This window comes from Sorangium sp. So ce321, assembly GCF_051530195.1.
Lineage (GTDB): Bacteria > Myxococcota_A > Polyangia > Polyangiales > Polyangiaceae > Sorangium.
Window position 1 is genome coordinate 13,259,572 of record NZ_CP150329.1, and the last position, 13,722, is coordinate 13,273,293.

The window sequence follows — 13,722 nt, forward strand, 5'->3', positions numbered from 1 at the left end:
GCATGGCCCGTCGCTACCTCGTCATCCGAACAGATCGAACCCGGCGAGACTTCATCCTCCGCGAGCTCGAGCAGGGCCGGCTACGGCAGGGGTGGGGGTGGAAGCGTGACCACGACCTGCGGCTCCTCGCACGGCAGGTCCGGTCGAGGAAGATGAGCGACGAGGAGGCGCGCGTCTGGCGCAACCGACGGCTACTCGATACAGAACCGGACGGCCTCAAGAAGGGCGACGTGATCGTCATCCCCAACCTCCCCGAGCAGGGCCGCTGGGTCCTTGCGCGGGTGACCGGCGGGTACGACTTCTCGCCCATCCGAGTCCAAGAGGGCGCCGGGCCCGACTACGGTCACATCGTTACTGTGAGCCCCATCCGGGAGCCCAGTGGGAAGATCGCCGTCGTCGAAGCCGACAACGAGCACGTCGACGCGAGGCCGCGAGCCACGATGCGCAACCCGTCGCGGATGTGGGCGATCGACGCGCTCGGCGCGGCCGTCGAGGCGCTCATTGACGCCATCGGGGCGGGGAAGGACACGCACACGCCCGAGCCCGAAGTCCAGAAAGCCGAAGGCTTCTTCGAGGCGATTCGCCAAGCCGCGTGGCAGCACATCAACCAGAAGTACGAGGGCGCGGAGTTCGAGCACCTCGTCCGCCGCTTGCTCGAGTGCATCTACAAGGACGGCCGCGTCGAGCACTGGGGCGGTGCGGGCGAGAAGGGCGCGGACCTCATCGTCTTCACCCGCGATCCGCTCGGCATCGAGTACAAGATCGCCGTACAGGTGAAGCTGCATCAGGGAACGGAGGACGACACGACAGCGCTCTCGCAGATCAAGCAAGCCCGCGAGTACCACAAGGTCGATGCGGGCGTCGTGGTGACGACAGCGGAACAGATGAGCGAGGCGTTCCAGGCGAGGCGCGAGGCGCTCGAGGAAGAGCTCGGGATCGACATCCGCCTCGTGGACCGCGACGAGTTCGTCGAGCTCGTGATGGCGCACCTCGGCAAGGCCAAGGCGAACGTGCGCGCCGACGTCGTCGACTTGTTGCAGAGGAGCACGGTCACCTCCGAGCTGCTGGAGAGCACGCCGATCACGGATCGGGTCTACGAGGAGCTACAACAGATCCCCATGTCGAAGGTGCAGCGCGCGGGGCTGCGCGTGTTTCACCAGAACCGCGGAGGCGGCGTTCATCTGGTCCGCGTGGAGCTGCCGCGCGAGGCAGCAGAGGGCACCGCGGACCAGGCGGCACGGGACGTCGCGGCGTACCTCGAGCGACTTGCTCCACAAGCTCGAGGGCGGCAGACCGAAGCGAGCTACAACGCGGGCTCGGGAACGAGCACGTCGCGCTTGGACTTGACCCTGGAGCTGGCGCGATGACCTTGTTCGACGCCTACTTCTTCGTGGACTGGAGCGCGAGCAGCGCGCCCACGCGACGCAAGCCGAAGAAGGACGCGGTGTGGCTCGGCGAGCTCGTTCGTGGCGCACCACCGGCGGAGCGTTATCACCGGACACGCTCGGCCTGCATCGACGACCTCCTGAGGCGGGTCCGCGCGCTCGCCGCCGATGGGTTGCGCGTGCTCATCGGGTTCGACTTCGCATACGGATACCCGCGAGGGCTCGCCGATGCGCTCGGTCTATCCTCGAACGCCGCTCCATGGGCGAGGACGTGGGACGTCCTCGCATCGAAGATCACCGACGGCGCGAACAACGGGAGCAACCGCTGGCGTGTGGCGTCGGAGCTGAACCGGGCGCTGATGCCCGCCGCGAGTCCGGTGGGGCCGTTCTGGAGCTGCCCTCCGGGCGCTGCGACGGCCATGCTGAAGGCGAGCAAGCGGGAGGGGAAGCTCGCGTTTCCGTTCCTCTCGCGGTCCGGCCGTTCGTTGCCCGAGTGGCGGCACGCGGAGGCGCGAGCCCGCAGCAAGAACCCGAGCGTCCAGTCGACCTGGAAGCTGTTCACCTCCGGGAGCGTCGGGAGCCAGGCGCTCGTCGGGATCCCCCGCGTGGCGCGGATCCGTCACGACGCGGTCCTCGCCCCGTTCAGCAAGGTGTGGCCTTTCGAGACGGGCTTCGGGCCCGCGCCAGGCCCCGCCACCGGCCCGTTCGTGCTGCACGCCGAGGTCTGGCCGGTGCTGTTCGGCACCGAGGTGGAGGCCCAGATCGCGGCCGATCGCGAGCTCGACATCCTCGATCAGGCGCAGGTCCGAGCCCTGTGCGCATGGGCCGAGCGCACGGACGCCGCGGGCGAGCTCGGTCGGTTCTTCGACAGGCCAGCGGACCTGCCCGACCCCGTGGTGCAGGACTGCGTCGAGGAGGAAGGGTGGATCCTTGGCCTGCCTTGACTTGACCTCCAGCGGCGCGTCACCTCGGCGCGCACCACTTCGCAGGTACTCGTCCGAGATCTGGCAAACTTTTGGCACGGCGAGCCTCCAGCGGTTTTGTGTCACGCGCAAACGGTTGACATTCCTCGTGAATATTCCGCTGGAGGGCCCCAAACCCATCGTTTTGAAAACCGCCGTGGGGGCAACTCGACCAGGGGTTCGAATCCCTTCTCCTCCGCTGCTTGATTGAGTGTTCATCGACCAGATCGACGGTCTCATCGAACCAGGCCGAGGGCGCCATGCTCGCGTGCGACTCGGGCGGCAACCCGCCGAGAGCTGGCGAGCTCCTGGCAAGATGAGTCCACGGCGGATCTGTGTCACATATACGTGATCGAGTCCCATGGCCGCCGCCCGCGCCCCCGCACGCATCTCCCTGCCGACGAACGCGCCGCTGCGCCCCCTCGCGCGGCAGACCTTCAGCCGCGTCGCCGGCGCGCCGCTCGTCGGCGGGAACACGGTCGATCTGCTGATCGACGGGCGAGCGAACTTCGACGCCTGGCTCGACGCGATCAGGGCAGCGCGCAGCTCGATCCTGCTCGAGAACTACATCTTCGCCGACGACGAGCTGGCGCGCGAGTTCCGCGAGGCGCTCAGCGAGCGCGCCGCGGCGGGCGTCCACGTCAGCGTGGTCCGCGACTGGTTCGGGTGCCTGGCCGCGTCATCCGACCAGTTCTGGAGCAAGCTCCGCGCGGCGGGCGGCGAGGTCCGCACCTACAATCCGTTCAGCTTCACCAGCCCGTTCGGCTGGGTGACGCGCGATCATCGCAAGCTGCTCGTCGTCGACTCCGAGGTCGGCTTCGTCTCCGGCATCTGCGTCAGCGCCAAATGGCTCGGCAATCCGGCGCACCGCGTGCCGCCGTGGCGCGACACGGGCGTCGCCGTGCGAGGGCCCGCAGTGCACTCGCTCGCCGTCGCCTTCGCCGACAACTGGGCGAGCCTCGGCGAAGAGCTGCCCGCCGACCTGCCCGTCCTCGCCGGGGTCCCCGCGGCGACAGGCCACGTGCACGTGCGCGTCGTGGCGAAGCTGCCGAGCACGACCGGGCTCTACCGGCTCGATCAGCTGATCGCCGCGCTGGCGCAGCGATCACTCTGGCTGACGGATGCCTATTTCGTCGGCGTCGCGCCGTACGTCCAGGCGCTCGCGGCGGCAGCCCGCGATGGCGTCGACGTGCGCCTGCTCGTCCCGGGCACGAGCGATGTCCCGGCCGTCGGTACGCTGTCGCGGGCCGGCTATCGCCCGCTGCTCGAAGCCGGCATTCGCGTCTACGAGTGGAATGGCTCGATGCTCCACGCGAAGACAGCGGTGGCCGACGGCCGCTGGGCGCGCGTGGGATCGAGCAACCTCAACGTCGCGAGCTGGCTGGAGAACTGCGAGATCGACGTGGCGATCGAGGACGAGGAGTTCGCCGGGCGCATGCAGGCGCAGTTCGAGGAAGATCTCCGCGGCTCGACCGAGATCGTCCTCCACGCGCGACGCCGCGCTGGCCACGCGAGAACGCGCCCCCCGCAGGAAGCCGGGACCGGGCGCTCCGCCGCGGGCGCCTTGCGCCTCGCGAACACGGTGGGCGCGGCGATCACGAACCGCCGTGTCCTCGGCGCGGCCGAGGGCGGCATCCTGCTCGGCGGAGCGCTCTTGCTCCTCGGCAGCGCGGCGCTCGCCCTGTACTTTCCGCGATTGCTCGCCTGGCCGCTCGCCGTGCTCGCGCTGTGGTCAGCTGTCAGCCTGATCATCAGGTATGTGGCCCTCGCCCGCAGGGCCAGGGCCAGGGCCGCGGCTCCCTCTTCATCGCCTCAATCGCCTCACGTGCCATGACGTGGTCGAGCTCGCCGACGTCGCCGAGCGACCTCCAGGACTGGCTGGCCCACTTGACGCGTGCGCGGTACGGGATGTACACGCGCTCGATACGCAGCTCGTAGCAACCTCGAAAGGCCCCTCCTGACCACCGGGATGTCAGCGGAACGTGCATCCTGCCGCCCGTTCGCCCGACCGGAGAGGGACCATCGACTGGAGCGCAGACATGCTGAAGGTGGCGATCATTCTGGGGAGCACGCGGCCTGGACGGAACGGCGAGGCCGTCGCGAAGTGGGTCCACGGCGTGGCGACGAAGCATGGTGGCGCCGAGTACGAGCTCGTCGACCTCAAGGACTTCGACCTGCCGCTGCTCGACGAGCCTGTGCCGCCGTCGATGGGACAGTACTCCAAGCCTCACACCAAGGCGTGGGCGGCGAAGATCGACTCCTTCGATGCCTTCGTGTTCGTCACGCCGGAGTACAACCACGGCACCTCGGGCGCGCTCAAGAACGCGCTCGATTTCCTGTACAAGGAATGGAACAACAAGGCGGCTGGCTTCGTGAGCTATGGCAGCGCGGGAGGCGCCCGCGCCGTCGAGCAGCTCCGGCTCGTGATGGCCGAGCTCCAGATCGCGGACGTGCGCGCGCAGGTCATGCTCTCGCTGCACGATGACTTCGAGAACTACAGCGTGTTCAAGCCCCACCCGCGCCACGAGAAGTCTGTCGGCGGCTTGCTCGACCAGCTCCTCGCCTGGGGAGGCGCGATGAAGACCCTTCGTCAGAAGTGAGCAGCAAGCGCTCGTGGAGCCTCACGCGGAAGACGGCGTGACGCTCCACGGGATGCATCATCGGAGTGCAGAGCCCGCCTGTCCGGCTGGATGGCGGTGACAGCGGCAACGAGGGACTCCCCCCCTCTATCGCCCGCCTGGCCCGGCGCTGGCCGCGTGGCAGCATCGCCTCTCCGGATGACCCACCCCGCTCCCCCCGCGCTGCGCGAGGCCACGGCGCTCGCCCTGCAGGTGTGGCGGCTCGCCTGGCCCGCGATCGCGCACATGCTGCTGCTGACGCTCGTCTTCCTCGTCGGCCGCGGCATGGTCGGGCGCTACTCCACGACAGCGCTCGCCTCGATGCAGATCTGCGGGACGCTCACCTGGACGATCGTCTCGATCTTCAGCGCCACCTCCGCCGGCACGCTCGCCGTCGTCGCGCGCAGCGTGGGCGCGGGCGACCGCGCCGGCGCCGCCGCGGCCGCGCGCGTGTCGCTCACCTTCGCGCTCGCGCTCGGGGCGGCTGTCGCGCTGCCGGTGCTCGCCGCCTGCGGCCCGCTGCTCCGCGCGCTCTTCCCGCAGGCCGGCGCGGCGGTCCTCGACCAGGCGATCGCGTACCTCGGGATCGTGCTGCCGGTCCTGCCGCTCGCGTTCGTCGAGGCGGTCGCGGCGGCGGCGCTTCAAGGGGTGGGGGACACGAAGACGCCGCTCGTCGTGGCCACCCTCGGCAACCTCGTCAACGTGGCGGTGAGCGCCGTGCTGATCTTCGGCCACCTCGGGCTGCCCGCGCTCGGCGTGCGCGGCGCGGCCGTCGGCGTGGCGTGCACCATGGCGACCGAGGCGCTGCTGCTCACGGCGGCGCTGCTGTCGCGCTCGGGCCCGCTGCCCCTCCGGGCCGCGCCGTCGCCCTCCACCGCCGCGCCGGACGCCGCCGCGGCCCCCGACCAGCGCACCGCCCGGAAGGCCGACGCCGCCGCGCTCGCGCGCGTCCTGCGGATCGCGGCGCCGACGTTCGCCGAGCGCTCCGCCTACCACGCCGGCTACATGGGGTTCGTCGCCATCATCGGGCTGCTCGGGGCCACGGCGATGGCCGCGAACCAGGCGCTCATCGCCGTCGAGTCGGTCTGCTTCCTCTCCGCGGAGGGGTTCGGCATCGCCGCCGGCTCGCTCATGGCGCAGCGCCTCGGCGCGCGCAGGCCCGACGACGCCGCGCGGGTCGCGCTCCTCGCGGCCCTCATGGCGATCGTCGCCCTCTCCGCCTTCGGCGTCCTCTTCGCGCTCGTCCCGCGCCCGCTCCTGCTCGCTTTCTCGAGCGACCCCGAGCTCCTCGCCCTTGGAGAGCGCGCGCTCCCCGTGGCCGCCGTGGCGCAGCCGTTCATGGCGCTCGCGACCGTCATGGGGATGGGGCTCCGGGGCGCGGGCGACACCCGGACCGTGCTCGCCGTGACGCTCGTCTCCTCGCTGCTCATGCGCGTCGGGGGGACCTGGCTGTTCGCGGTGACCCTCGGCTACGGGCTCGTCGGCGTCTGGATGGGCAGCACCGCCGACTGGATCTGCCGCAGCGCGCTCCTCGGCCTCGCCTACGCGCGCGGCCGCTGGAAGGGCCTCGCCGTGTGAGCCGCGAGCTCGCGCGCCCCGACGCCCCCGCGCCTCAGCCCTGCTTCCGCCGGTCCGGGTGCAGCACCCCGAGCAGGATCACGTCGACCACGCGAGCGAGCTGGGCCTCCTCGACGCTCGCGCGATCCGCGATCATCTTGTGCTGGAGATAGGCGGCGAGGAGCTCGCACGGGAGCAGCGGATCCGCGCCAGGCGCGAGCTCGCCGCGCGCGACGGCGCCCTCGACGATCGCCCGCACCCCGGCCTCCTGGACGGCGCGCAGCGAGCGGGCGATGGCCATCAGCTCCGAGTCGGGGCCCTCCGCGAGGCACACGTGCAAGAGGCTCTGCCCCACCGGTGACGTCTGGATCTCGATGATCGCGCGCCCGAACGCGATGAGATCCTCGCGGAGCGAGCCCGTGTTCGGGGGGATGATCTTCTCGTCCGTGACCGACAGGAGCGCGGCGCGCACCAGCTCCTCCTTCGTCGGCCAGCGCCGGTAGACGGTGGTCTTGTTGACCCCCGCGCGCGTCGCCACGTCCTCGATCCGGAGCGCGCGGTAGCCCGCGCTCGCGAGCTCCTCCAGCGTCGCGGTGAGGATGCCGCGCACGACCGGCTCGCCGCGCACGAGCGCGCGCCTCTTCGCGGAGCCTCGCTTCGCCGTCCGCTTCGCCGTCGTCGCCTGCATCGGCCGTCATTGAAGTTCCGCCACGCGCCACACGCCAGCGCAATTTCACGACGCGCTCACCATCGCACCTCTTTGTTGCGATCACCGCAACTACCTGTTGCGGTCGACGGGGGCCGTGTTATATCCGATTGCAACTATCGGTTGCGATGGCCGACGTGCCGGCGCGCCCTGAAGGCGAGGCCCAACACTGGGCGACGCTGGAACGCGCGAACGCGCAGACGCGCAGACGCGCAGACGCGCAGTTGAACGAGCGGGTGAATGAGCAGCGGAACGGGCGGACGGCGCGGCGCGCCGCCGCGCGCGACGTCGTGCTGCGCCCGGACCAGGCCGCCCCGTGACCCACACCGCCCCGAGGGACCCTTGAGCTACTTCACCACGGTAAGCCCCGCCAGAAGCCTCCTCCTCCTCGCGCTCGCCGCCTCCGCGGCGGGCTGCGCGACAAAGGCCAGCGCCTCCGACGCGACCGAGGCGGCCGCGCCGCGGGTGCGCGTCGAGACCGCGGCGGTGCGCGAGGCGCCGATGCCGCGCAGCCTCGCGCTCACCGGCACGCTGCGCGGGGACCGGGAGACCGACCTGGCCGCCAACGCGATCGGCCGCGTGCTCGAGACCTTCGTCGAGCGCGGCGCGGAGGTGAAGAAGGGCGACCTGCTCGCGCGCCTCGACGTCCGCGCCGCGGCGCTCACCGCCGCGGAGGCGCAGGCGAACGCGGCGCTGACCCGCGCGCAGGAGGAGACGGCGCGGCGCGAGTGCGACCGCTACCGGGCGCTGCTCGAGAACGGCGCGATCTCCCGGGCCGAGCACGACCGCATCGCCGACCAGTGCCGGAGCGCCCCGCTCTCGGTCGCGGCCGCCGCCGCCCGCGCGCGCGCCGCCTCGCAGAGCGTCGGCGACGGCCAGATCCGCGCGCCCTTCGACGGGGTGGTCGCCGAGCGCTTCGTCGACGTGGGCGAGTACGTCCGCCACGACTCCAGGGTCGTCGCGCTCGTCTCGAAGGGCGCGCTGCGCCTCGAGTTCACCGTGCCGGAGGCGAGCCTCGCGGCCGTCAAGCCCGGCGGCGCGCTGACCTTCACCGTGCCGGCGTACCCGGAGCGCTCGTTCCCGGGCACCGTGCGCTGGATCGGCGCGGCGGTCCGCGAGACGACGCGCGACCTCGTCGCCGAGGCCGAGGTGCAGGACCCCGACGGCGCGCTGCGGCCGGGCATGTTCGCGTCCATCGCGCTCGCGACAGGGGAGGCGCCCAGCCCGGTCGTGCCGAGGTCGGCCATCGTCCCCCGGGCGGGGCGCGCGCACCTCTTCACCGTCGTCGATCGCCGGATCGAGGAGCGCGTCGTGCAGACAGGCGTGGAGAAGGGCGACGCCGTGGCCGTCCTCCGCGGCGTCCGCGCCGGCGAGACCATCGTGATCCAACCGTCCGAGCAGCTCCAGAACGGCCAAGCCGTGGAGTGAGGTCGTCATGCAGTGGCTCGCTCGCGTCTGCGTCAAGAGGCCGGTCTTCGCGTCGGTCCTCATGCTGATCATCGTCGTCGTCGGCGCCGCCGGGTACACCCGGCTCGGCCTCGACCAGTTCCCCGACATCGACGTCCCGTACGTCGTCGTCACGACGCGCCTCGACGGCGCGGCGCCCGAGGAGGTCGAGGCCGAGATCTCCGACCGCATCGAGGGCGCGGTGAACACCATCAGCGGCATCGAGGAGCTCCGCTCGACGTCGACCCAGGGCGTGAGCCAGGTCGTCGTCGGCTTCACGCTGGAGAAGGACGCCGACGTCGCGGCCCAGGAGGTGCGCGACAAGATCAACGCCGTCCTGCCCAGCCTGCCGAAGGGCATCGACCCGCCGATCGTGAGCCGGATCGACCTCGGCGCGGCCCCGGTCCTGCTCGTGTCCGTCGAGTCGGACCGGTCCATCCGCGAGCTCAGCGAGATCGCCGACAAGCAGGTGCGCCGGCAGATCGAGGGCATCTCGGGCGTCGGTCAGGTCACGCTGATCGGCGCGCAGAGCCGGCAGCTCAACGTCTGGCTCGACCCGATCGCCCTGCGGGCGCAGGGGATCACCGCGGCCGACGTGCAGCGCGCGATCGCGGCGCAGAACCTGATGACGCCGGGCGGCAGCGTCGAGACCGGCCCCGAGGACCTCACCCTGCGCGTGATGGGGCGCGTCGACTCGCCCGAGGCCCTCGGCCGCATCGTGCTCCGGGAGAAGGACGGGCACGCGGTGCGCCTCTCGGACGTCGCCCGCGTCGAGGACGACCGCGCGGAGGAGAAGACGTGGGCCCAGCTCGACAAGCGGCGCACCGTCCTCCTGTCGGTGGTCAAACAATCGGGCCAGAACACCGTCACCGTCGTCGACACGGTGACGTCGCGCCTCGCCGAGGTGCAGCGCTCGCTGCCCGAGGGGACGAAGATCGAGGTCGTGCGCGACGGCTCGCGGGTGATCCGCACCGGCATCGCCGCCGTGAAGGAGCACCTCGTCCTCGGCGCCCTCCTCGCCGCGGTGGTGGTGCTCCTCTTCCTCGGCAACGCCCGCAGCACCCTGATCGCGGCGCTCGCGATCCCGATCTCGGTCATCGGGACGTTCGCGGTGATGTGGCTCGCCGGCTTCACGCTCAACTTCCTCACGCTCCTCGCGCTCGCGCTCGCCGTCGGCATCGTGATCGACGACGCCATCGTCGTGCTCGAGAACATCGTCCGCTACATCGACGACAAGGGCATGAAGCCGTTCCCCGCCGCCGTCCTGGCGACAAGGGAGATCGGCCTCGCGGTGCTCGCGACGACGCTCTCGCTGATGGCGGTGTTCATCCCTGTCGCGTTCATGCCCGGCATCGTGGGGCGCTTCCTGAAGAGCTTCGGCCTCACGATGGCGTTCGCGATCGGGGTCTCGCTCATCGTCAGCTTCTCCCTCACGCCCTCGCTCGCCGCGCGGTGGCTCTCGGGGCACCGGCGGAGCGGCGAGGGCGCGGAGCCCTCGGTCCTCGAGCGTGCCGTCGACGTCTTCTACCGGCCGATCGAGCGCGCCTACATGGCCGCGCTCGCGTGGGTGATGAAGCGCCGCTGGGTGGTGGTCGTCGCCTCCGCGGCCGCGCTCGGCTCGTGCCTCCCGGTCGCCAGGACGCTGCCGGCCGGCTTCCTCCCGGAGGACGACCAGGCGCAGTTCGAGATCAACATGCGCGCGCCGGAGGGGACGAGCCTCACCGCGACCCGCCTCATCGCCGAGCGGATCGCCGACGACGTGCGCCGGCTCCCGGGCGTGACCAGCACGCTGATGACCGTCGGCGAGGGGGAGCAGCAGGCCGCGAACGTCGCCAAGGTCTACGTGATGCTCGTCGACCCGGAGCAGCGCGAGCTCGGGCAGCTCCAGATCATGCAGAAGGCGCGCGCGGAGATCCTCGCGAAGCTGCCGCCCGAGCTGCGCGTCACGGCCGGCGAGGTGCAGGCGATCTCGTCCGGCGGCCAGTCGTCGGCGCGGACCCAGGTGGCGCTCCAGGGGCCGGATCTCGACCGCCTGGCCGAGTACGCGACGCGCATCACCGAGGAGCTGCGCAAGGTCCCCGGCGCCGTCGACGTCGACAACAGCCTCGTCGTCGGCAAGCCCGAGCTGCGCGCGATCATCGATCGCGACCGCGCCGCGGATCTCGGCGTCCAGGTGGCCGACGTGGCCGGCGCGCTCCAGCTCTTCGTCGGCGGGCTCAAGGTCTCGACGTACTCGGAGGGCGGCGAGCAGTACGACGTGCGCATGCGCGCCGAGGCGAGGTACCGCGCCGACGCGGAGAGCCTCTCGTTCCTCACGGTGCCCTCGTCCAAGTACGGCGCCGTCCCGCTCCACAGCGTGGTCACGCTGGAGCCCGACAGCGGGCCCTCGTCGATCGGCCGCCTCGGCCGGCGCCGGCAGATCACGATCAGCGCGAACGCCGCCCCTGGTGTCGGCGACACGGCGGTGCAGGCGGCGCTCGACCGGATCATCGCCGAGCAGCGGATGCCGGCGGGCTACTCCACGCAGGCGGTGGGGAGCTCCAAGAACACGGCGAGCACGGCGACGAGCTTCGCCGTCGTCATCGGCCTCGCGTTCGTGTTCATGTACCTGATCCTCGCGGCGCAGTTCGAGTCGTGGCTGCACCCGATCACGATCCTGCTGTCGCTGCCGCTCACGGTCCCCTTCGCGCTGATCTCGCTCAAGCTCTTCGGCCAGTCGCTGAACCTCTTCTCGGGGCTCGGCCTGCTCGTCCTCTTCGGCGTGGTGAAGAAGAACGCGATCCTCCAGATCGATCACACGAACCACCTGCGGGCGGAGGGGATGCCGCGGCTCCAGGCGATCCTCCAGGCGAACAAGGACCGGCTCCGCCCGATCCTCATGACGACGATCGCCTTCGTCGCCGGCATGATCCCGCTCGTGCTGTCGCACGGCGTCGGCTCGGGCCAGAACCGGACGACGGGGGCGATCGTGCTCGGCGGGCAGTCGCTGTCCCTCGCCCTCACGCTGCTCGCGGTGCCGGTGGCCTACTCGCTCTTCGACGACGCGGCCGAGTGGCTCCGCCGCCGCAAGGGCAGGGGAGTGGAGGACAGGGGCGAGGCCGAGCTCGACGCGATGCTCGGCCGGCCAGAAGCCGGCGCGGCCGCGGGCGGGGAGTGAGGCGCGCGGCCAGCCCTACCGGGGGCGCTGCGAGGCTTCCCGCCGGGCGAGCCGCGCGTCGAGGGACAGCGGGCCCGCCCCGACGAGCAGCAGGAACAGCGCCCCGAGCAGCATCGACCAGTCCGTGCGCGCCTCGTGCGCCATGGCCCAGAACCCGCGGTTCACGAGGATGGGGATCTTCGTCGTCGCGATCGCGACAAGCATGACGCCGATCAGGGGCGCGGCCGCGAGGCGCGTCGCCAGGCCGAGGAGGACGAGGGCTCCGCAGGAGATCTCGACCACGCCGACGAAGGGGGCGAGGACCTCCGGCGAAGGGAGGCCGATCTTGGCGAAGCGGCCGGCGCCGATCTCCGCCGGGAAGAGGAACTTCTGGATCCCCTCGGACAGGAAGACGGTGCCCACGATGAGGCGGATCAAGAGCGCCGCCGCAGGGGCCTTCGTCTCGGTGATCCAGCCAAGCGGGTTCCGGCGGGGCGCGTCGCTCATGGCGGCATGGTAACCCGGCCCTGGGCTTCATTCCTGCTCTCGCTCTCGCCCGGCGGCCCGGCAACGCTGCTCAGGGCGCCGTGGCTCCTGTCTTGCGGCGCTCCGCCTTCGGCGCGGGGCGCGCGGGCGACCGCCCGGCCTGACGCATCGACTCGAGCTCCCGGCGCAGCGCCGCGATCTCCTGCTGGAGGGCGGCGATCTGCTTCTCTTGCACCTGGACGGCCGCGACAGCCATGCTCGTGTACCCGTACAGGTCGACGTGGTCGCCATCGCCGGCCACCGCCGGGCTCGCGGGGTCATCGTCGATGATGAAGCCGAGGTGCTCGCGCCCGCGCTCGCCCTCGTGGTTGTAGCGCCACGTGGCGAGCGGCATGCGGACGAGCTCGTCGTGGACGCGCGCCAGCTCGGATGCCGGCAGGTACTGGATATCGTGCTTGTACCGGGCGCGCGATCTGGGGCAGCCCGCCAGCGTGGGATCGGAGGTGGTACAGAGCAGGTGAGAGTTGCAGTCATTTCCCGGGTCGCACGCCGCATCCAGCGCAACGCACGAGGCTCCCTCCTTCTGATCGGTGCACGGCGCGACCTCGGGATTGGGCCGATGGCCTCCGCATACCGGGTCGCCGCACGTGACGTACCACCGCAGGGCTGCTCCCCCGCCGCTGCCCGCGTCAGCCCCGCCGCTGCCCGCGTCAGCCCCGCCGCTGCCCGCGTCTGCGTCGCCGCCGCCGCCCCCGCCGACGCTGGAGCCGCAGCCCGCCGCGGTGGCGGCGAGCAGCGGCGCGCAGAGGAGTGCCATGATCCGGGTCACCTCAGCCAGCATGTGAACCTCCGTTCTTCGAGCGTCCTTCATCGTGACGCTCTGCAGAGAAATCACACGGGGGCGGGCGAGGAGAAGAATCCCGCGCCGTTCCGCCATTCCGTTTTTGCGCCGCGTCGGCGCGCCGGGCTCGCGACGCTGCGCCCTCTCGGACCGCGGCCGCGAGCCCCGGCGGTGGGCGTTCAGGCGGCGCGGGAGCGCACGGCGTAGCCGGCCCCGCGCACGGCCTCGACGAGCGCGTCCACGGGGGCGCTCGCCGGGTCGTGCCGCACCACGACGGTGCCCTCGCGCAGGCGCACGTCGATCTTCTCGACGCCGTCGAGCTCGCGCAGCGCGCTGTCGATGTGGCGAATGCAGGACGGGCAGCTCATCCCGTCGACCTGGAGGATGGTCTCTTTCATGACGTCTTCCTTTCGGCGACCCGCTGGCCGCTCACCCCTGAAGACGCAGCCGCCGCGCTTCATTACACCGCGCCGGCGCCGCCGCGTTCATCCCGCTTCGTCCGGCCACGCGCGCCGAGCCCGCTCCCGGGCCCAGCCGGCTGCGCCGCGGTCCCCGCGCGATGAGCCCGGCGGTATCGCCGTAATC

The 13,722-nt window shown here is 71.5% G+C and carries 12 protein-coding genes; 8 read left to right on the forward strand and 4 right to left on the reverse strand.

The genetic code is table 11. The annotated features are described in order from the left end of the window. Window positions 1-2 precede the first annotated feature (2 nt). The 5 genes from WME89_RS49295 (at window position 3) to WME89_RS49315 (ending at window position 6,543) form a co-directional block, all read left to right on the forward strand. Window positions 3-1,367: a restriction endonuclease gene (locus tag WME89_RS49295; protein WP_438006440.1), complete on the forward strand. Its 1,365-nt coding sequence runs from the start codon at window positions 3-5 to the stop codon at window positions 1,365-1,367. Then, window positions 1,364-2,329, forward strand: a complete 966-nt coding sequence (locus WME89_RS49300; RefSeq protein ID WP_438006441.1) for a hypothetical protein — start codon at window positions 1,364-1,366, stop codon at window positions 2,327-2,329. The genes WME89_RS49295 and WME89_RS49300 overlap by 4 nt, the downstream gene beginning before the upstream one ends. A 379-nt stretch (window positions 2,330-2,708) precedes the next feature. Beyond that, window positions 2,709-4,181, forward strand: coding sequence for a phospholipase D-like domain-containing protein (locus WME89_RS49305; RefSeq protein ID WP_438006442.1), 1,473 nt, complete (start codon window positions 2,709-2,711; stop codon window positions 4,179-4,181). Window positions 4,182-4,386: 205 nt separating this feature from the next. Then, window positions 4,387-4,947 carry an NADPH-dependent FMN reductase gene (locus WME89_RS49310; protein WP_438006443.1) on the forward strand — a complete coding sequence of 187 codons (561 nt, stop codon included), beginning with the start codon at window positions 4,387-4,389 and terminating at the stop codon, window positions 4,945-4,947. Window positions 4,948-5,124: 177 nt separating this feature from the next. After that, window positions 5,125-6,543 carry an MATE family efflux transporter gene (locus WME89_RS49315; protein ID WP_438006444.1) on the forward strand — a complete coding sequence of 473 codons (1,419 nt, stop codon included), beginning with the start codon at window positions 5,125-5,127 and terminating at the stop codon, window positions 6,541-6,543. Window positions 6,544-6,577: 34 nt separating this feature from the next. On the opposite strand, the gene WME89_RS49320 is transcribed toward WME89_RS49315, so the two are convergent. Then, window positions 6,578-7,210, reverse strand: a complete 633-nt coding sequence (locus tag WME89_RS49320) for a TetR/AcrR family transcriptional regulator (RefSeq protein WP_438006445.1) — start codon at window positions 7,208-7,210, stop codon at window positions 6,578-6,580. A 146-nt stretch (window positions 7,211-7,356) separates the two neighbouring features. Between WME89_RS49320 and WME89_RS49325 the strand changes: the two genes are divergently transcribed. The 3 genes from WME89_RS49325 to WME89_RS49335 are packed head-to-tail and all read left to right on the forward strand — an operon-like array spanning window position 7,357 to window position 11,831. Then, window positions 7,357-7,548 carry a hypothetical protein gene (locus WME89_RS49325; RefSeq protein WP_438006446.1) on the forward strand — a complete coding sequence of 64 codons (192 nt, stop codon included), beginning with the start codon at window positions 7,357-7,359 and terminating at the stop codon, window positions 7,546-7,548. Between the two features lie 22 nt (window positions 7,549-7,570). Beyond that, window positions 7,571-8,656 carry an efflux RND transporter periplasmic adaptor subunit gene (locus tag WME89_RS49330; protein WP_438006447.1) on the forward strand — a complete coding sequence of 362 codons (1,086 nt, stop codon included), beginning with the start codon at window positions 7,571-7,573 and terminating at the stop codon, window positions 8,654-8,656. A 7-nt stretch (window positions 8,657-8,663) separates the two neighbouring features. After that, window positions 8,664-11,831 carry an efflux RND transporter permease subunit gene (locus tag WME89_RS49335; RefSeq protein ID WP_438006448.1) on the forward strand — a complete coding sequence of 1,056 codons (3,168 nt, stop codon included), beginning with the start codon at window positions 8,664-8,666 and terminating at the stop codon, window positions 11,829-11,831. 15 nt (window positions 11,832-11,846) lie between these two features. On the opposite strand, the gene WME89_RS49340 is transcribed toward WME89_RS49335, so the two are convergent. The 3 genes from WME89_RS49340 to WME89_RS49350 all read right to left on the reverse strand — a co-directional run bounded on the left by WME89_RS49340 (window position 11,847) and on the right by WME89_RS49350 (window position 13,535). Next, on the reverse strand, window positions 11,847-12,317 hold the full coding sequence (locus WME89_RS49340) for a DoxX family protein (protein ID WP_438006449.1): 471 nt from the start codon (window positions 12,315-12,317) through the stop codon (window positions 11,847-11,849). A 70-nt stretch (window positions 12,318-12,387) separates the two neighbouring features. Then, window positions 12,388-13,113: a tail fiber domain-containing protein gene (locus WME89_RS49345; RefSeq protein ID WP_438006450.1), complete on the reverse strand. Its 726-nt coding sequence runs from the start codon at window positions 13,111-13,113 to the stop codon at window positions 12,388-12,390. Between the two features lie 203 nt (window positions 13,114-13,316). Next, complete coding sequence (locus tag WME89_RS49350; protein WP_438006451.1) at window positions 13,317-13,535, reverse strand: heavy-metal-associated domain-containing protein; 219 nt, start codon at window positions 13,533-13,535, stop codon at window positions 13,317-13,319. Between the last annotated feature and the right edge of the window lie 187 nt (window positions 13,536-13,722).

What these genes read in the sequence shown, in the direction of transcription:
- WME89_RS49315 (WP_438006444.1), top strand. Translation starts at nt 5,125, where the DNA reads ATGACCCACCCCGCTCCCCCCGCGCTGCGCGAGGCCACGGCGCTCGCC.
- WME89_RS49310 (WP_438006443.1), top strand. Translation starts at nt 4,387, where the DNA reads ATGCTGAAGGTGGCGATCATTCTGGGGAGCACGCGGCCTGGACGGAAC.
- WME89_RS49350 (WP_438006451.1), bottom strand. Translation starts at nt 13,535, where the DNA reads ATGAAAGAGACCATCCTCCAGGTCGACGGGATGAGCTGCCCGTCCTGC.
- WME89_RS49340 (WP_438006449.1), bottom strand. Translation starts at nt 12,317, where the DNA reads ATGAGCGACGCGCCCCGCCGGAACCCGCTTGGCTGGATCACCGAGACG.
- WME89_RS49335 (WP_438006448.1), top strand. Translation starts at nt 8,664, where the DNA reads ATGCAGTGGCTCGCTCGCGTCTGCGTCAAGAGGCCGGTCTTCGCGTCG.
- WME89_RS49305 (WP_438006442.1), top strand. Translation starts at nt 2,709, where the DNA reads ATGGCCGCCGCCCGCGCCCCCGCACGCATCTCCCTGCCGACGAACGCG.
- WME89_RS49345 (WP_438006450.1), bottom strand. Translation starts at nt 13,113, where the DNA reads ATGGCACTCCTCTGCGCGCCGCTGCTCGCCGCCACCGCGGCGGGCTGC.
- WME89_RS49300 (WP_438006441.1), top strand. Translation starts at nt 1,364, where the DNA reads ATGACCTTGTTCGACGCCTACTTCTTCGTGGACTGGAGCGCGAGCAGC.
- WME89_RS49325 (WP_438006446.1), top strand. Translation starts at nt 7,357, where the DNA reads ATGGCCGACGTGCCGGCGCGCCCTGAAGGCGAGGCCCAACACTGGGCG.
- WME89_RS49320 (WP_438006445.1), bottom strand. Translation starts at nt 7,210, where the DNA reads ATGCAGGCGACGACGGCGAAGCGGACGGCGAAGCGAGGCTCCGCGAAG.
- WME89_RS49295 (WP_438006440.1), top strand. Translation starts at nt 3, where the DNA reads ATGGCCCGTCGCTACCTCGTCATCCGAACAGATCGAACCCGGCGAGAC.